Origin of the sequence: Micromonospora sp. NPDC005203 (genome assembly GCF_042872705.1) — a bacterium.
GTDB lineage: Bacteria > Actinomycetota > Actinomycetes > Mycobacteriales > Micromonosporaceae > Micromonospora.
In genome coordinates, this window is the sequence record NZ_JBIAKV010000011.1 from 1 (window position 1) to 16,977 (window position 16,977).

13 protein-coding genes and 1 pseudogene are annotated in these 16,977 nt (G+C 71.6%); 8 read left to right on the forward strand and 6 right to left on the reverse strand.

Going from position 1 to position 16,977, the window contains the following annotated elements; translation table 11 throughout:
- Positions 1-335: 335 nt before the first annotated feature.
- The 6 genes and pseudogenes from ACFYPM_RS22770 to ispG form a co-directional block, all read left to right on the forward strand.
- Positions 336-784: pseudogene (locus tag ACFYPM_RS22770) on the forward strand (Scr1 family TA system antitoxin-like transcriptional regulator); the annotation flags it as partial.
- Positions 774-971 (forward strand): DUF397 domain-containing protein, encoded by a 198-nt coding sequence (locus ACFYPM_RS22775; RefSeq protein WP_387200261.1) that lies wholly within the window; start codon positions 774-776, stop codon positions 969-971. The pseudogene ACFYPM_RS22770 and the gene ACFYPM_RS22775, both read left to right, overlap by 11 nt.
- A gap of 250 nt (positions 972-1,221) precedes the next feature.
- A complete protein-coding gene (locus ACFYPM_RS22780; RefSeq protein ID WP_387200264.1) occupies positions 1,222-1,881 on the forward strand; it encodes a Uma2 family endonuclease in 660 nt (219 codons plus the stop codon).
- Between the two features lie 166 nt (positions 1,882-2,047).
- Complete coding sequence (gene dxr, locus ACFYPM_RS22785; RefSeq protein ID WP_387200267.1) at positions 2,048-3,259, forward strand: 1-deoxy-D-xylulose-5-phosphate reductoisomerase; 1,212 nt, start codon at positions 2,048-2,050, stop codon at positions 3,257-3,259.
- The gene (locus tag ACFYPM_RS22790; protein WP_387200270.1) at positions 3,259-4,509 is read left to right on the forward strand and encodes a M50 family metallopeptidase; all 1,251 of its coding nucleotides are present in this window, start codon (positions 3,259-3,261) and stop codon (positions 4,507-4,509) included. Before dxr ends, ACFYPM_RS22790 begins: the two co-directional genes overlap by 1 nt.
- A gap of 9 nt (positions 4,510-4,518) precedes the next feature.
- Positions 4,519-5,691 (forward strand): flavodoxin-dependent (E)-4-hydroxy-3-methylbut-2-enyl-diphosphate synthase, encoded by a 1,173-nt coding sequence (gene ispG / locus ACFYPM_RS22795; RefSeq protein ID WP_357247209.1) that lies wholly within the window; start codon positions 4,519-4,521, stop codon positions 5,689-5,691.
- A gap of 88 nt (positions 5,692-5,779) precedes the next feature.
- On the opposite strand, the gene ACFYPM_RS22800 is transcribed toward ispG, so the two are convergent.
- Positions 5,780-6,361, reverse strand: a complete 582-nt coding sequence (locus ACFYPM_RS22800) for a PadR family transcriptional regulator (protein ID WP_387200273.1) — start codon at positions 6,359-6,361, stop codon at positions 5,780-5,782.
- Between the two features lie 341 nt (positions 6,362-6,702).
- Here ACFYPM_RS22800 and ACFYPM_RS22805 point away from each other — a divergent pair, with 341 nt between their 5' ends.
- Positions 6,703-7,542, forward strand: coding sequence for a GNAT family N-acetyltransferase (locus ACFYPM_RS22805; protein WP_387200276.1), 840 nt, complete (start codon positions 6,703-6,705; stop codon positions 7,540-7,542).
- Between the two features lie 242 nt (positions 7,543-7,784).
- Here ACFYPM_RS22805 and ACFYPM_RS22810 read toward each other — a convergent pair whose 3' ends face one another.
- A complete protein-coding gene (locus ACFYPM_RS22810; RefSeq protein ID WP_387200279.1) occupies positions 7,785-8,372 on the reverse strand; it encodes a hypothetical protein in 588 nt (195 codons plus the stop codon).
- 673 nt (positions 8,373-9,045) lie between these two features.
- On the opposite strand from ACFYPM_RS22810, the gene ACFYPM_RS22815 reads away from it, so the two are divergent.
- Positions 9,046-12,603 carry an ATP-binding cassette domain-containing protein gene (locus ACFYPM_RS22815; RefSeq protein ID WP_387200282.1) on the forward strand — a complete coding sequence of 1,186 codons (3,558 nt, stop codon included), beginning with the start codon at positions 9,046-9,048 and terminating at the stop codon, positions 12,601-12,603.
- 48 nt (positions 12,604-12,651) lie between these two features.
- Here the strand turns inward: ACFYPM_RS22815 and ACFYPM_RS22820 are convergent, their stop codons facing one another.
- The 4 genes from ACFYPM_RS22820 to ACFYPM_RS22835 all read right to left on the reverse strand — a co-directional run bounded on the left by ACFYPM_RS22820 (position 12,652) and on the right by ACFYPM_RS22835 (position 16,911).
- Positions 12,652-13,716 (reverse strand): NADH:flavin oxidoreductase/NADH oxidase, encoded by a 1,065-nt coding sequence (locus tag ACFYPM_RS22820; protein ID WP_387200285.1) that lies wholly within the window; start codon positions 13,714-13,716, stop codon positions 12,652-12,654.
- 68 nt (positions 13,717-13,784) lie between these two features.
- Positions 13,785-15,077 (reverse strand): dicarboxylate/amino acid:cation symporter, encoded by a 1,293-nt coding sequence (locus tag ACFYPM_RS22825; protein WP_387200743.1) that lies wholly within the window; start codon positions 15,075-15,077, stop codon positions 13,785-13,787.
- Positions 15,078-15,278: 201 nt separating this feature from the next.
- Positions 15,279-15,953 carry a DUF998 domain-containing protein gene (locus ACFYPM_RS22830; RefSeq protein ID WP_387200288.1) on the reverse strand — a complete coding sequence of 225 codons (675 nt, stop codon included), beginning with the start codon at positions 15,951-15,953 and terminating at the stop codon, positions 15,279-15,281.
- Positions 15,946-16,911 (reverse strand): glutathione S-transferase family protein, encoded by a 966-nt coding sequence (locus ACFYPM_RS22835; protein ID WP_387200291.1) that lies wholly within the window; start codon positions 16,909-16,911, stop codon positions 15,946-15,948. Before ACFYPM_RS22835 ends, ACFYPM_RS22830 begins: the two co-directional genes overlap by 8 nt.
- Between the last annotated feature and the right edge of the window lie 66 nt (positions 16,912-16,977).

A 16,977-nucleotide genomic window follows, 5' to 3' on the forward strand; every position in this document is an offset into this window, starting at 1 on the left:
CACTCTACAACTACGCTCGCGCCCGCCACAAACAATTACCACCCGGCTGCTTTCGTTTTTCTACACCCCACGTGACCCATGTCTTTTTGTTGGCTCGGGGTGTCCGCATGCCGCGGACACCCCGACTTCCGTAAACCCGAGTCGACCATCGTCGGGCGTCGCCGCGCAGGGTCCGTCGTGGGCGTCGGGCCGCCGGCAGCGGCCGGCGTGGTCGACCCGGGCGTCACAGAACACTCGGGTACGCAGGAACTGCGCGTCCTCCTCGCTCAGCGTGATCTCGCCGAAGTCGGCAACGGCGAGGTGGCCGAGCGAGTCACGCAGCGCCACGGCCAGGGCGTCCGGCGCAGGTCGACGTGCGGCTGCGCCGCCAACGCCTGCTGGCTCGGGCGATACCGCGCGCTCCGCGCCTCGACGTCATCCTGAGCGAGGCGGTGCTGCGCCGGCCGCTGCGCGATCGGGCGGCGATGGCCCGACAACTGGAATCGCTGCTGGTGTCGTCACGGCAGCACAACATCGGCATCCGGGTGCTGCCGCTCGACGCCGGCCTGGTGCGCTGGGCGCAGGCCGGCACCTTCACCATGCTCGACTTCCCGTCCGACGTGCGCGAGCCGGAGCCGACCACGATCTATATGACGGGCCGTGCGGCGCGGTCTACCTTGACAAGACCCACGAGATCGAGATCTACGAGGACGCGTGGCGCTCCCTCGGCGAGCGGACGCTGAGCGCCGACGAGTCCCGTGAGCTGATCGCGGCGATAGCAAAGGAGATGACCGATGGTGCGTGACGGAGTCTGGCGTACGTCGACCCGGTCCGGCGGCGAGGGCAACTGCGTCGAGGTGGCGGGGTTCGCCGACGCGGTCGCCGTACGCGACAGCAAGGACCGGCAGGGGCCAACGCTGACCTTCACCCCCTCGGTCTGGGCCGCCTTCATCGCGTCAACCCGCACACAGCAGTCAAACATCCGCAGCTGAGCGGCTAGCGCCAACTCGTCGCCAGAGATCTTGGAAGATTTCGGCCCCTGGAGGGGCGATTTCCCTCCAAGATCTGCACGAAGTTCGGGTTGGTCGCCCTGCGGTCGTGTTACCCGGGCCCATTGATCAGGAGCGGTGCGGATGACCGGCAGTCACTTGGGTCTCGGACTGGGTGTGCGATGACGCCTAACTGGGGCTGCGGTGGCTAGGCTGACCTGAGCAGGATGGTCCGCTGAGGGGGTGAGCCCGGATGGCCCAGGCGGCGTTCGCGCCGGAGCCGGCGCCGCAGCACACCGAGCCGTCGTTCGACGTGCTGCGGTGGCACGACGAGCCGTGGACCGCGCAGCTCGCCCTCGACCTGTTGCCGGACACCAACGGCCCCAAGGTTGAGGTCCTGAGCGGAAGCGTGATCGTGACACCACATGCCGGGTACGACCATCAGGACGCGGAGCTGGATCTCGCCTACCTTCTCAAGCAGGCGGCCCGTCGCGCGAAGCTGTGGCTCTATCTAGAGACGAACATCGTCTCGAGCGGGGATCTCTTCATTCCGGACATCGTCGTTCTCGATGCTCCTGGCGGCGGTCGAACGACGATGGACATCGGGCACGCCGTGCTTCTCGGGGAGATTGTCTCCCCCGTAAACCGACGCAAGGACATCATCGACCGCCCGCGTGAGTACGCCGCCGCCGGCGTGCCCTTCTTCCTCCGGGTAGACCTGCGCAATCGGGTGCCCACCATCGCGCTGTACGAGCTGACCGAGGGGGAGTACCGGCCGGTGGCTGCCGCTGCGGCCGGGACGCGCTTCGTCATGCGGGAGCCGTTCGAGTTCTCCATCGATCCGGCCGACCTGCTCGGCGAGGAGGCACCCCCGGACTCAATCACCAGCGACTCCTCTGACGACAACGCTTGATCGACACGCTTTCGTTGAGGTCGGGCCGTCCGGGTGCCGCGGATAGCGCGACTTCCTTGAAGGCGAGTCGATCATCGGCGCGCGGCGCCGGGCGGGGTGGAAGCGGCGGAGGGGGAGGGTTGAGGCTCCCAGCGGGTGTTCAGTGACGGTGGGGGAGAATGGCCGCGTGACTTCCCCCCGCGACCTCGTCCTGCTCGGGTCCACCGGTTCGATCGGCACCCAGGCCATCGACATCGTCCGGCGTAACCCGGACCGGTTCCGGGTGGTCGCGGTGGGTGCGGGTGGCGGCAACGTCGAGCTGCTCGCCGCGCAGGCCCTGGAGTTGGGCGTCGAGGCGGTCGGGGTGGCCAAGGCGTCCGCCGCGCAGGATCTGCAACTCGCGTTCTACGCCGAGGCGAGCCGGCGCGGCTGGGCCACCGGCGACTTCAAGCTTCCCAAGATCGTGGCCGGGCCGGACGCCATGACCGAGTTGGCCCAGTGGCCGTGCGACATCGTGCTCAACGGGGTGGTCGGCTCGCTGGGCCTCGCTCCTGCGCTGGCCACGCTGCGGTGTGGTCGTACCCTCGCGTTGGCCAACAAGGAGTCGCTCGTGGCCGGCGGCCCCCTGGTCAGGGGGGCGGTGACGCGGCCGGGGCAGATCGTGCCGGTCGACTCGGAGCACTCGGCGCTGGCCCAGTGCCTGCGCAGCGGGACGCGCGGCGAGGTGCGCCGGTTGATCGTCACGGCCAGCGGCGGCCCGTTCCGGGGACAGCGGCGCGACGAGTTGACGCAGGTCACACCGGAGCAGGCGCTGGCCCACCCGACGTGGAACATGGGGCCGGTCGTCACGATCAACTCGGCGACCATGGTCAACAAGGCGCTTGAGGTGATCGAGGCGCACGAGCTGTTCGACGTGCCGTACGCCGACATCACCGTGATGGTGCACCCGCAATCGGTGATCCACTCGATGGTCGAGTTCGTCGACGGGTCGACGATCGCCCAGGCCAGCCCACCCGACATGCGGCTGCCCATCGCGCTCGGCATCGGCTGGCCGGACCGGGTGCCCGAGGCGGCCACGGCGGTCGACTGGACGGCCGCGCACAGCTGGGAGTTCGCGCCGCTCGACGACGAGGCGTTCCCGGCCGTCGCGCTGGCCAAGGCCGCCGGGGAGGCCGGCCGCTGCCGCCCGGCGATCTACAACGCGGCGAACGAGGAGTGCGTGGCGGCGTTCGTGGCGGGCCGACTGCCGTTCCTCGGCATCGTCGACACCCTGGAACGCGTGTTGGAGGACGCTCCGGACTTCGACGAACCAGGTACCGTCGAGGACGTGCTCGCGGCTGAGTCGTGGGCACGCGCGCACGCGCAGGAGATCATCGCGGGTTCGGTGGAAGGAGCTTGATGTCGTACCTGCTCGGGGTGGTCCTCTTCGCCCTGGCCATCCTCGTCTCGGTGAGTCTGCACGAGGCGGGGCACCTGCTGACCGCCAAGATGTTCGGGATGAAGGTCACCAAGTACTTCGTCGGATTCGGCCCCACCATCTGGTCGTTCCGGCGGGGTGAGACCGAGTACGGCCTCAAGGGCATCCCGCTCGGCGGCTTCTGCAAGATCGTCGGGATGACCCCGCAGGACGACGACGTCGAGCCGGGCGACGAGCCGCGGGTGATGTGGCGCTACCCGGTCTGGAAGCGCACGATCGTGATGGCCGCCGGCTCGATCACGCACTTCGCGCTCGCCCTGGTCACCATCTGGATCCTCGCCGTCTCCGCCGGCCTGCCCAACCCGGACTTTCCCACCACCGACACGGAGGCCCGCAAGGAGCCCGCCGTGATCCAGCTCAGCCAGTGCGTGGTGCCGGAGAACGCGGTGCGGGCGTGCACCTCCACCGACGCGGCCAGCCCGGCGGCCCAGGCGCAACTGCGCAACGGTGACCGGATCACCTCGATCAACGGCACCGCGATCGGCAACTACGGCGACCTGCTCACCACCCTGCGCGCGCTCAAGCCAGGAGAGGCCGCGCAGATCCAGTACGTCCGCGACGGGCAGCCGGGCAGCACCAGCACGACGCTCGCGCAGACCCAGCGCCCGCCGCTGGACGACCCGACCGGTGCCGCCGTGCCGGTGGCCGCGCTCGGCGTCGGGCTCGTCCCCAGCACCCCGACCCGGGTGACGTACGGGCCGGTCGGAGCCTTCGGCGCGACCGCCGACTTCACCGGTGACCTGGCCGTGGGCACCGCACAGGCGCTGCAACGCCTCCCCCAGAAGGTCCCCGCGCTGTGGACCGCGCTCACCGGCGGCGAACGCGACATCGACACCCCGATCAGCGTGGTCGGCGCCAGCCGGCTCGGCGGCGAGGCGGTGGAGAACAACGCCTGGCTGGTCTTCTTCATGCTCTTCGTGTCGCTGAACTTCTTCATCGGCGTGTTCAACCTGCTGCCGCTGCTCCCGGTGGACGGCGGCCACATCGCCATCGCCTGGTTCGAACGGGCCCGCTCGTGGGTCTACGCGCGGATCGGCCGGACCGACCCCGGCCGGGTGGACTACCTCAAACTGATGCCCTTCACGTACGTGGTGATCCTGATCGGTGGCGCGTTCACGCTGCTGACCATCGCCGCGGACGTCGTCAACCCCATCACGCTCTTCTCAAGGTGAGTGCCTGAAGTGACAGCTATCAGTCTCGGTATGCCCGCCGTGCCGCCCCCGCCACTGGCTCCCCGCCGGGCCAGCCGCCAGATCATGGTCGGTTCGGTGCCGGTCGGTGGCGGTGCGCCGGTGTCGGTGCAGTCGATGACCACGACCCTCACCTCCGACATCAACGCCACGCTTCAGCAGATCGCCGAGCTGACCGCGTCCGGTTGCCAGATCGTCCGGGTGGCTGTGCCCTCGCAGGACGACGTCGAGGCGTTGCCCGCGATCGCCAAGAAGTCCCAGATCCCGGTGATCGCCGACATCCACTTCCAACCCAAGTACGTCTTCGCCGCGATCGATGCCGGCTGCGCGGCCGTCCGGGTCAACCCGGGCAACATCCGGCAGTTCGACGACAAGGTCAAGGAGATCGCTCGCGCCGCGGGCGCGGCGGGCGTGCCGATCCGGATCGGCGTCAACGCCGGGTCGCTGGACAAGCGACTGCTGAGCAAGTACGGCAAGGCCACCGCCGAGGCGCTCGTCGAGTCGGCGCTGTGGGAGTGCTCGCTGTTCGAGGAGCACGGTTTCCGCGACATCAAGATCTCGGTCAAGCACAACGACCCGGTCGTGATGATCCGCGCGTACCGGCAGCTCGCCGAGCAGTGCGACTACCCGCTGCACCTCGGTGTCACCGAGGCTGGCCCGTCCTTCCAGGGCACCATCAAGTCGGCGGTCGCCTTCGGCGCCCTACTCGCCGAGGGGATCGGCGACACCATCCGCGTGTCGCTGTCCGCCCCGCCGGTGGAGGAGATCAAGGTCGGCAACCAGATCCTGGAGTCGCTGGGTCTGCGTGAGCGGGGCCTGGAGATCGTCTCGTGCCCGTCCTGCGGTCGCGCCCAGGTGGACGTCTACAAGCTCGCCGAGGAGGTCACCGCCGGCCTGGAAGGGCTGCCGGTGCCGCTGCGGGTCGCCGTGATGGGCTGCGTCGTCAACGGTCCGGGTGAGGCCCGCGAGGCCGACCTGGGCGTCGCCTCCGGCAACGGCAAGGGCCAGATCTTCGTCAAGGGCAAGGTCGTCAAGACCGTCCCCGAGGCGCAGATCGTGGAGACGCTGATCGAGGAGGCGCTGCGGATCGCCGACGAGATGGGCGCCGAGCTTCCCGAGGAACTGCGGGGGCTGGTGACCGGCCCGACCGTGACCGTGCACTGATCTCCGCTGCCTGCCGAAAGCGGCCGCCTCCCCTCGGGGAGACGGCCGCTTTCGTCGCTTGTGGGTGGCGCTTGCCGCGCGCCCCGGCTCACTCGGATTCGGCGAGGATCGCGTACAGCTTGCGCCGGGTCTCGTCGAGCACCTGGGCGGCCCGCTCACGCTGGTCGTCGGTGCCGTTCATCATCACCTGACGCAGGGCGTTCATCGCCTGCGCGCCGGAGTCGCGGATGTCGTGCCAACTGGTCACGGTGCCCTGGGCGACGTCCGCCCACGCCGGGGTCTGCGCCGCCTCGGTGGCCTCGGCCTGACCGGCCTCGGTGACCGTGAACCGCTTCCGCCCGCCACCGGACTCCTCCGTACTGGCGACGATCACACCCTCGTCCTCCAGCAGTTGGAGGGTGGGGTAGATCGAGCCCGGACTCGGCCGCCACGCACCGCCGGTGCGGGAGTCGATCTCCTGGATCATCTCGTAGCCGTGCATCGGCCGCTCGGTGAGCAGAGCCAGCACGGCAGCTCGGACGTTGGGGCGTCGGCCCCGACCCCGGCCACGGCCTCGACCGCCCCAGGGGCCGCCGTGTCCGTGCTCGTGCGGACCGGGCGGGATCGGCGGGAAGCCGAATCCCCGCATCCGGGCCTCGTGCATCTGGTGGTGCTGTCGGTGGAACCGCATCGGGTTCTTCCTTCCGTAGGACTATCGCTGATGCATCAACGATATATCGGCAATGCATCGTCGACAAGTCCCCGGGCGACTGGCGCGGTGCCTGCTCGCCGTGGGGGTGCTCGCCGTGGGGCTGCTCGCCGTGGGCCGCTCGCCGTGGGGGTGCTCGCCCACCCGAGCAGGGAGCTGTGGCACTCCGCTCCGGTTGATGCACTTCTATCCTGGTCTGGGCACTGTGCTCCCGGTCGTACGGTGGGCCGGGCGGACCCGCCCGACCCTCGGGCCGGCCGAGCCGCTGCCGGCCTTGCCACTCGACCGGCGGAGCGGGGGGTCGATCTGGCAGGCTGGTAGGCGTGCTGACGGTGCCGGTACGCCAACTGGGGGAATCGGAGCGCCGCGCGGTCGAGCGTCTACTCGACCATGACCCGTTCGCGGGCGCGCAGGTCGCCGAGCGGATTGCCGCGCGCGGGCTCTCCTGGTGGCGGGCCGAGGGCAGAATCCTGGGGTACGGCGCGCGCCGCAACCTCGAATCGCTGTGCTGGCTCGGTGGCAACCTCACGCCGGTGTTGGCGACCGACGCCGCGGTGGCCGCCTTCGCCGACCTCCTCGCCGGCGAGGAGCGGCTCTGCTCCTCCATCGTCGGTCGAGCCGATGCGGTGCTCGGGCTGTGGGACCGGCTCTCGGACACCTGGGGGCCAGCGCGGGACGTCCGCCCCAACCAGCCACTACTGGCCACCGACACCCTGCCATCCGTACCAGCCGACCCGGAGGTCCGCCAGGTCCGCTCCGGCGAGGTCGATCGGCTCTTCCCAGCCGCGGTGGCCATGTACACCGAGGAGGTCGGCGTCTCCCCGCTGGCCGAGGACGCCGGGCGCAGCTACCGCCGACGGGTCAACGACCTGGTCCGGGCCGGTCGGGCGTACGCCCGCTTCGTCGACGGCAGGGTCGTGTTCAAGGCCGAGTTGGCCGTCGTCACCAAGCGGACAGCGCAGGTCCAGGGCGTCTGGGTGGCACCGGAGTGGCGGGGCCGGGGGATCGCGACGGCCGCCATGGCAGCCGTGGTCCGCGACGCGCTGCTGCGGGTCGCCCCCACGGTCAGCCTGTACGTCAACGACTTCAACCTCCCGGCCCGCCGGGTCTACGAGCGCTGCGGCTTCCAGCCGATCGGCACCCTCGCCACCGTCCTCTTCTGACCCCTGCCGCGTGCGCCCGGGCTGCATGCCGCGTGCCGCCGGGCTGCATGCCGCCCCGTGCCGCCGGGCTGCATGCCGCCCCGTGCCGCCCGGCTGCATGCCGCCGTTGCCGTCGGGCCGCGTGCCGTCGGGCACCTCACCGCTTACCCGCTCGCACCCAACAGGCGGAAACCGCCGCTGGCCGGCACCCCCGGGGTTGCGGGGTGCCGGCCAGCGGTCGGTGTGCTGCGGTGGTGCGGGTGTCAGCTGTTCCAGTACTGGCCAACCAGGTCGGCGGCCTGCTGCTCCCACTGCGCGTACGCGTCCGGGTAGGCCGACACCTGCACGGTCTGCGCGGCCTCGGTCAGGGGCATGTCCTGCCAGCCGTCAACCTGACGCAGGCCCTTGAGGAACGCGGTCGTCGAGTAGGCCGGGTCGGTGATCTGCTCCGGGGTGCCCCAACCCGAGGACGGGCGCTGCTGGAACAGGCCCAGCGAGTCGTGGTCGTTCATGTCGCCGAGGTGGCCCAGGTTCTCCAGCTTCGACTCCTGCAGGCTCGTCGCGATCGAGATGACCGCGGCGCGCTCGGGCAGGCCGGCCTTCTTCGTGGCGGCGATGATCGCCTTGGCGTTGGCGGTCTTCTCGTCGTTGAGGTCGATGTGCGACTGGTCGCCCTGCGTGCCGTGCGGGATCAGCTTGCTGACGTCGGGCTTGTCCGCCTGCACCGCCACCGCGACCGGCTTGGCGTCCACCGGCGTAGCGGCGTGGGCGGCGATCGGACCGGCGAACACACCACCGGCGAAGGCGAGACCAGCAACGGACAGGACGCTCTTACGCATGATCGTGTTCATGGGGGTAGCTCCTTCGGGGGTAGGACACCCCACCACCAAGGGGGGACACGGCGGCAGGGTGTGAGCACCTCGTCCGGCGCTGCGTTGTGCGGGGAAACGTCTTGGGAGGTCGGCACCCGAAGCCCGAGGGCTCGGGGCCATCGGCTGCCGGCGAGCGAGGGCTCGGGCGCCGGGTCCAGGTGTAACGACCGGGGGCCGGGATCATTCCGGGGTCGGCCCATCCGTTGGCACCCGACGGGACAGGGTGCTCGTGCGGTCGCTTCCAGAGGGCTTCAACGATCCGGCGTGGGTCGGCATTCCAACCCCGTTAGGTCAACCCGGCGGGCCGGGGTGCTGACCGGTGGTCCTGCGATCGTCAGGGTGTGTAACGACCCCGGCCCGGCCACCATTCCGACCTGCGGGTGCGTCCGGTCACAACCACCGGGCGGTCAGGCCCGACAAATCACCCAAAACGCCCACCTGGGCGGTACGAACCAGCCTGGCTGGGCATGATCCACTCGTCTGCACGGAAATCGCGCCATCCGGGACGGACTGACACCCCGACTTCACGGAAGCTGTGTCGATCATTATCCGGCTAAGCCTGACGCCCTGTTCAGGGCCGGAAATTCGGTTGAATCTGGGCGTCGTCGCCGCCAGGCTGAAGTCTCCGCCACCCCACGTCCGGAGGACTTCCATGCGCCTGCTCCGTGATCTGTGGGGCACCTCGGCACGTCGGATGACGGTCGTGGCCGTCCTGATCGTGCTCGGCGCCGCCGGCCAGGCGGGCGCTTCGGCGCTGGCCGGTGCGGTCCTGGTGCACCGGTCGTCCGGTTTCTTCGCCGTGCTGGCCGCGGCGCTGGTCGCGGTGGTGCTCAGCGACCTCGCGGTGAGCCTGCTGATGGCCGGCGTGACCGCGGACTGGTCCGCCGACGTACGCCGCCGGCTCTGCCGGGTCGCGCTCGGGCAGGACCTGCCCACCCTGGAGACCACCCCGGTGGGTGAGCTGCTCGACCGGATCGACGGGGACGTCTACCAGGTGGCTTCGGCGATCCGAAACCAGGGCACCCGGCTCGCCCAGGGACTCTGCGTCGGCCTGTTGTCGATGATCGTGGCGGTGGCCGTGTGGTGGCCGGCCGGAGTCGCGATGCTGCTGCTCACGGTGCTGCTCGCCGCCGGCCTACGGCGGCCCACGGCGCGGATCGCCCCGGCCCGCATGCGCGAGGAGGAGGCGTGGTCCGACCTGGCCGCCGTGATGGAGGAGGCGGTGCACGGCCAGGACGACGTACGCACCAGCCTGGCCCGGCCGTACGTGCTGCGGCTCTACGCCCGGCGGGCCGCCGCCGTGTTGTCCCGGGGCAGCCTGGTCTGGGTGTTGTCCGCCCGGGTGGCCGCGGCCGCCACCGCGACGATCCGCGGCGGCATCGGCGCGGTGGTGCTCGGCGGGGCCTGGGCGTTGGCCACCGGCCGGATCGACGCCGCCCGGCTCACCGCCATCTGGCTGCTCGCCCTGGCCTTCGGGGCCACCGCGGAACACGTCAGCCGCATGGTGCCGGAGATCCAGGAGGCGCTGGGCGCATGGGCGCGGGTGCGCCTGCTGCACAGGGCCCGGCAGGAGCCCGTCGGCGGCGCCAGCCCGACCGAGGGTGACCTCCGCATCCGCGACCTGACCTTCGAGTACGAGGTGAGTGGCCCCGAGGGCGGCCGGGGGGCCGCGTTGCGCGGGCTCAGCCTCACCTTCGCGCGCGGACGCTCGTACGCGCTCATCGGGCGGACCGGTTCGGGCAAGTCGACGCTGGCGAAGGTGCTCACCAGGGCGGTCGACGTGCCGTCGGGCACGGTCTTCCTCGGTGGCACCGACCTCTGCGACCTCGACGTCGAGCAGCTGCGCCGCTGGGTGGCGCTGGTGCCGCAGCGCACCGAGATCCTGGCCGGCACTCTCGCGGAAAACGTGGCGCTCTACGACCCGGAGCTGCTCGACGCCGCGGCGAAGGCGCTTGACGAGTTGGGCCTGGCCGGCTGGATCGCCGAGTTGCCGGACGGGTTGGCGACCCGGCTCGGGGAGGGCGGGCACGTGCTCTCCGCGGGCCAGGAGCAGCTGGTGGCGTTCGCCCGGATCCTGGTCCGTGACCCGCATGTGGTGATCCTCGACGAGGCCACCGCGCGTCTGGATCCGGTGACCGAGGCGCGGGTGCAGCGGGCCACCGAACGACTGCTGCGCGACCGGATCGGCATCGTCATCGCGCACCGGCTCTCCTCCGTGCGCCGCTGTGACGAGGTGGTGGTGCTGGCCGACGGCGCGGTGGTCGAGTCCGGCCCACTGGAGACGTCGACGCGTTTCGCCGAGCTGCTGGCGACCAGTCACGCCGCCGCGTACGCCGCGGTGGCACCGATGGGCCGTGCCGGCGCGGGCACCGACCTGCTGGTCGGCCCCGATCCGGCCGATGCCTGGCCGAGCGAACCGCCGACGACCGGTGCCGTCCCGAAGGCCGGGTCGATCGCCGGTCAGATCGAGCAGGTCACGCCGGCCGCGCAGGTCGGGCCGACGCGGGCCGACCCGCCGCCGCTGCCGCCCGGGCCACCGGCCCGGACACTGCGGGAGATCTTCCGGCTCTGCACCAACGATCCCCGGTACGGGCTGGCCGCGATCGGGTTGTTCCTCGGGCTCAGCCTGCTGGGGCTGGACGGCCCGGTGCTGCCCTGGCTCTGGGCCGACCTGGTCGACGGGACCGGCAACCCGTACCTGCCGGCGGTCGGGATCGTGGCCGGGCTGCTGATCACCCTGCCGCTGCCGTTCTACACCCACGTCTGGTTCCCGCAGTGGTGGGTGCGGCAGATGCTGCGGATCGGCCTGCGCCTGGTGCACGGTCAGACCGGGCCGCGCCGGGTCAGCTCGCACACCCCGGCGGAGGTCGTGGCGCAGGGCGGCGACACCGAGCGGGTGGTCCAGCTCGCCGACAACGTGCTGGACCAAGCCGTCGCGCTGGGCCTGGTGGTCGCCATGACGGCGGTCACCGGCAGCGTCGTACCGGGGCTGTTCTTCCTCGGCACGATGGTGGTCTCCGGGCTGGCCGCGACGCTGTTCGGGCCGAAACTCGAACGTGCGGCCCAGGCGACGGTGGCGGCGCGGGCCTCCTTCGCCACGGCTCTGGTCTCCGCGCTCTCCGCGGCGCGGACGGTGAAGCTCGCCGGCGCGACCACGGCGGTGCTGCGCCACCTGGCGGGTCTGGACGTGCTGCGCAGCGACCGGCAGCGGCGGGAGATCTCGGTGCAGGTGTGGGCGCGTTCCACGCCGTCGATGGCCAGTGGGCTGTTGCCGATCGGCGCGTGGGCGCTCTACCTGAGCGGCTCGCTCTCCGCCGGGGCGGTGCTGGTGGCCGTCTCCACGTTGGGCGCGGCACGCTGGTTCGCCTGGACCACCGCGTCGTTGATCTCCCAGCTACCGTCGGCGCGGGTCTGGACGCGGCGCACGGTGGCGATGACCGGGGTGAGTACGTACTCCGCGGGGGTTGCCGCGGTCGACCTGGCGGCCGGGACGGCGCCCGCGCCGACACCCGCGCCGCGACATCCGCTGCGACGGTTGGAGTTGCGCGGTTTCGGGGTGGTGCACTCCGACGGCACGGTGGCCGTCCGCGACGTGGACCTGACCGTGCGGCGGGGGCAGTTGGTGCTTGTCGTCGGGCCGGTGGGGTCGGGCAAGTCCTCGCTGCTGCGAGGGCTGGCCGGGATCGTGCACCACACCGGGGAGCTGGCCTGGAACGGTGACCCGGTCACCGAGCCGGAGCTGTTCCTGCGCCCCAACCAGGTCGGCTACGTCGGCCAGTTGCCCCGGGTGCTGTCCGGCACGGTCGCGGACAACATCGCGCTCGGACACCAGGTGGACGCGGCCGGCGCGGTCAGCACCGCCCAGCTCGACCACGACCTGGCCGCCGCCGGCGGTGGGCTGGGTCTGCTCATCGGGCACAAGGGCACCCGGCTCTCCGGCGGGCAGTTGCAGCGGTTGGCGCTGGCCCGGGCGCTGGCGCCGCGTACCGAACTGTTGGTCGCCGACGACGTGTCGTCGGCGCTGGACGTCACCACCGAGTTGGCGTTGTGGCAGGCGTTGCGCGGACACGGGGTGACGGTGGTCGGCTCGACCGCGAAGCGCGCCGCGCTGGTCCGCGCCGACCACGTGGTGGTGCTGATCGGTGGCACCGTGGCGGCGCAGGGCAGCTGGCAGGACCTGGAGGGGAACTGGTCGCACCTGGCGGGCTGACCGCCTCGGACGGCTGCCGGTCCCGGCAGCCGTCCGAGGCGGCGGGGATCAGGCGCGGGCGTACTGCGGCGGCCCGGAGTAGGCGACACCGAGCTTGGCGGCGGCCCGGCGCGGCCAGTACGGGTCGCGCAGCAACTCCCGGCCGAGCAGCACCAGGTCGGCCTCGCCGCCCGCGATGATCTGCTCGGCGTGCTCGGGCTCGACGATCAGGCCCACCGCGCCGGTGGGAACGCCGGCCTCGCGGCGGATCTGGGCGGCCAGCGGCACCTGGTAGCCGGGGCCGAGCGGGATGCGCTGGTCCGTGCTGACGCCACCGGAGGAGGCGTCGACCAGGTCGACGCCGACGCCGGCCAGTTCACCGGCGAGCACCACGCTGTCCTCGATCGTCCAACCGCTCTCGACCCAGTCGGTGGCGGAGATGCGGGTCAGCACCGGCACGTCCTCGCCGACCGCGGCGCGTACCGCGCGGGCCACCTCCAGGGTGAGTCGCATCCGGGCGGCCCGGTCGCCGCCGTAGCCGTCGGTGCGGTGGTTGGTCAGCGGCGAGAGGAACTCGTTGAGCAGGTAACCGTGCGCGGCGTGGATCTCCACGGCCGCGAAGCCGGCGGCCAGCGCGCGTTCGGCGGCCGTCGCGAACGCCTCGACCACGCCGGTGATGCCGGCCTCGTCGAGGGCGGTCGGCGTCCGGTAGCCGGCGGTGAACGGCTCCGAGCCGGGCGCGGTGGGCGTCCAGCCGCCCTCGGCGTCCGGCACCCCGCCGCGCTCCGGCGCCCACGGCCGGTAGGTGGAGGCCTTGAAGCCGGCGTGCGCGAGCTGCACGGCCGGCACCGCGCCGTGGGCGGCGACGAACGCGGTCACCGGTCGCCACGCGTCGACGTGCGCGCCGGACCACAGCCCGGTGTCCTGCGGGCTGATCCGGCCCTCGGGGAGCACGGCGGTCGCCTCGGTCAGCACCAGCCCGGCGCCGCCGACCGCGCGGCTGCCCAGGTGGATCAGGTGCCAGTCGGTCGGCAGACCGTCCGGGCCGGCAGAGTACTGGCACATCGGCGCCATGGCGACCCGGTTGGGCAGGGTGACGGCGCGCAACGCCAGGGGAGTGAACAGGGAACTCATGGGGCCATCCTCTCCGAGACGGCGACAGGCCCCCCGGGGGAGGGCCTGTCGTCGTCGGTGTGCTCTGGTCAGGCGGGAACTGGAGTCAGCTCGGGCCGGGTCTCCGCGACCGGCTCCGGGTCGATCAGGTCGCGACGACCGGCGGACTCGTACGCGGCCCGGTCGAGGGTGCCCTCGCGGGCGGCGACCACGGTCGGCACCAGGGCCTGCCCGGCCACGTTGGTGGCGGTGCGGATCATGTCCAGGATCGGGTCGATGGCCAGCAGCAGTCCGGCGCCCGCCAGCGGCAGGCCCAGCGTGCTGAGGGTCAGGGTGAGCATCACGATCGCGCCGGTCAGGCCGGCGGTGGCCGCCGAGCCGACCACCGAGACGAAGGCGATCAGCAGGTAGTCGGTGACGCCGAGGTGCACACCGAAGACCTGGGCCACGAAGATCGCGGCGAGTGCGGGGTAGATGGCGGCGCAACCGTCCATCTTCGTGGTGGCGCCGAAGGGCACCGCGAACGAGGCGTACTCGCGGGGCACGCCGAGCCGCTCGACGGAGCGCTGCGTCACCGGCATGGTGCCGACCGAGGAGCGGGACACGAAGGCCAGCTCGATCGCCGGCCAGGCGCCGGCGAAGAAGCGCAGCGGGTTGAGGCGGCCGGCGAGGATCAGCACCAGCGGGTAGACCACGAACAGCACGATGGCGCAGCCGACGTAGACGGCGGTGGTGAACTTCGCGAGGGGGGCCAGCAGGTCCCAGCCGTACGAGGCGACGGCGTTGCCGATCAGGCCGAGGGTGCCGATCGGGGCGAGGCGGATGACCCACCAGAGCGCCTTCTGGACGATCTCCAGCAGGGAGCGGTTCAGCGCGACGAACGGTTCGGCGGCGTCGCCGACCAGCAGGGCCGCCGCACCCACGACCAGGGCGAGGAAGACGATCTGCAGGACGTTGCCCTCGACGAACGCGCCGACCGGGTTGGTGGGCACGATGCCGGTGAGGAAGTCGGTCCACGAGCCGGTGTTCTTCGGCGGTGTCGCGCCACCCACGTCGAGGGACACGCCCTTACCCGGGTTGGTGAGCAGGCCGATGCCGATGCCGATGCTCACCGCGATCAGCGCGGTGATGCCGAACCACATCAGGGTCTTGAGCGCGAGCCGCGCGGCGTTGGCCACACCGCGCAGGCTGACCACGCTGACCACGATGGCGGTGAAGACCAGCGGCGGTACGGCCAGCTTGAGCAGCTGGATGAAGAGGCCACCGACGGTGTGCAGGGTGCTGGTCAGCCAGCTCAGGTCGTTGGCGCGGGCCAGGAAGCCCAGCGCGACGCCGAGCACGAGGCCGAGCAGGATCTGCACGGAGAAGGGAATCTTGCGCAGGCTGAAGGGCATGAGGAATCTATCCAATTGTCCGGTCTGATCGGGGGCAGGCGTGGAAACGCAGCTAGCCCGGACAGATGCCACTGGCCTGTAGTCGGAGATCGACATACAGGCGGACAGTGAGGCCCCAGACATTGGTCATTGCTAGGCGAGAGTACGCCGCTGGTCGGGTGTCGCAAGGAGCGGTCGACGTGAGGATCCTTACAGGGAGCTCGCCTGTCGGTGCTTCAGGGCCAGTACGGTGGCGGTGGCGAGACCCCAGGCGGCCAGCAGCACCAGAACCAGCCGCTCCAGCACACCCACCACCGCGCCCCGGCCGACGACGAGCATGGCCAGCCCGACCGTCGCGCAGAGCGGCAGGGCCAGCGCGGCGGTCACGCCGGCCAGTCGACGCACCGCCGGGGCAGCCGACCCGGACACGGCGAGCGCGAGCATCGCGAAGACCACCGACGCGGTGGCCGCGATGCTCGCTCCGCCGTGCACCAGATCAGCGGTCGTGGCTCGCTCGAACGGCGGCAACGGACAGCCGGCGGAGCAGGTCACCGCCCCGGACACCGCCGTGAACACGGCACCGGTGGCGAGCAGCGCCGGCGCCGCCGCCCACACCCCGGGAGGCAGCGCGGCACCGAGCAACAGCAACGCGGCGGCCAGGGCGAGGACCCCGATCCGGTACGTCGCGGCGTGTCCACTGCCGGCGATGCCGGCCTCGCTGACGTACCCGGTGAGACCGGGACCGGGACCGGCGACCACGGCGACCGTCACCGCCACCGCACCGCCCAGCGCGCAACCCGCCGCAGCGGAACCGGCGGCCCGACGGGCGACGTCCGCGCCGACCCTCGGCGCGGACGTGGTGCCGGAACGACCCGGCTCAGCCACGCCCGTGTGGCGTGTGCCAGCCCGACTCGTCCGGCCCGAGCGGCACGATGCCACCGGGGTTGATCTCCCGGTGGGTGCCGTAGTAGTGCCGCTTGATGTGGTCGAAGTCGACCGTCTCGCCGAAGCCGGGGGTCTGGAACAGGTCCCGGGCGTACGCCCACAGGACCGGCATCTCGGTCAGCTTCTGCCGGTTGCACTTGAAGTGCCCGTGGTACGCGGCGTCGAAGCGGACAAGCGTCGTGAACAGCCGCACGTCCGCCTCGGTGATCGCGTCACCCATCAGGTACCGCTGCCCGGCCAACCGCTCGGAGAGCGCGTCCAGCCGGGCGAAGAGTGTCCGGAACGCCTCGTCGTACGCCTCCTGGGAGGTGGCGAACCCGCACCGGTAGACGCCGTTGTTGACGTCGGTGTGGATCTCCGCCATCAGCGCGTCCATCTCGGGGCGCAGCGCGACCGGGTACAGGTCCGGTGCGTCGGGCGCGTGCAGCGACCGCCACTCGGTGGAGAAGTCGAGGGTGAGCTGCGGGTAGTCGTTGGTGACCACCCGGCCGGTCCGGGTGTCGACCAGCGCCGGCACGGTCACCCGGCCGGTGTAGTCCGGGTCGGTGGCCAGGTACGCCTCGGAGAGGAAACTCACGCCGAGGACCGGGTCGAAGCCGTCCGGGTCGAGGGCGAAAGCCCAGCCCCGTTCGTCGCGGATCGGGTCGACGGTGCCCAGCGAGATCGCCTCGTCCAGCCCGAGCAGGCCCCGCACGATCCTCGCCCGGTGCGCCCACGGGCAGGCCCGGCACCAGATTAGCCGGTAGCGGCCGGCCTCCAGGGGCCAGCGGTCCTGCTCGTCCGGGCCGCCGCCGGGCGGGGAGGTCGAGTCGGCGGTGACCCGACCGGTGAACCGGTTGGGTTGGCGGACGAACGCGCCGCCGCCGCTGGTCTCTGCGCTGAACTGGGCCCGGGCCATGCCGTCAACCTATCCGTTGCCCGCGCGGATATCCTGGCGGCCGGCAGCCCCCGCGACCCGGTGGGC

Excerpts from the sequence above, each read along its gene's own strand:
- ACFYPM_RS22775 (WP_387200261.1), top strand. The coding sequence starts at position 774 with ATGGTGCGTGACGGAGTCTGGCGTACGTCGACCCGGTCCGGCGGCGAG.
- ACFYPM_RS22780 (WP_387200264.1), top strand. The coding sequence starts at position 1,222 with ATGGCCCAGGCGGCGTTCGCGCCGGAGCCGGCGCCGCAGCACACCGAG.
- ACFYPM_RS22790 (WP_387200270.1), top strand. The coding sequence starts at position 3,259 with ATGTCGTACCTGCTCGGGGTGGTCCTCTTCGCCCTGGCCATCCTCGTC.
- ACFYPM_RS22800 (WP_387200273.1), bottom strand. The coding sequence starts at position 6,361 with ATGCGGTTCCACCGACAGCACCACCAGATGCACGAGGCCCGGATGCGG.
- ACFYPM_RS22810 (WP_387200279.1), bottom strand. The coding sequence starts at position 8,372 with ATGAACACGATCATGCGTAAGAGCGTCCTGTCCGTTGCTGGTCTCGCC.
- ACFYPM_RS22815 (WP_387200282.1), top strand. The coding sequence starts at position 9,046 with ATGCGCCTGCTCCGTGATCTGTGGGGCACCTCGGCACGTCGGATGACG.
- ACFYPM_RS22820 (WP_387200285.1), bottom strand. The coding sequence starts at position 13,716 with ATGAGTTCCCTGTTCACTCCCCTGGCGTTGCGCGCCGTCACCCTGCCC.
- ACFYPM_RS22835 (WP_387200291.1), bottom strand. The coding sequence starts at position 16,911 with ATGGCCCGGGCCCAGTTCAGCGCAGAGACCAGCGGCGGCGGCGCGTTC.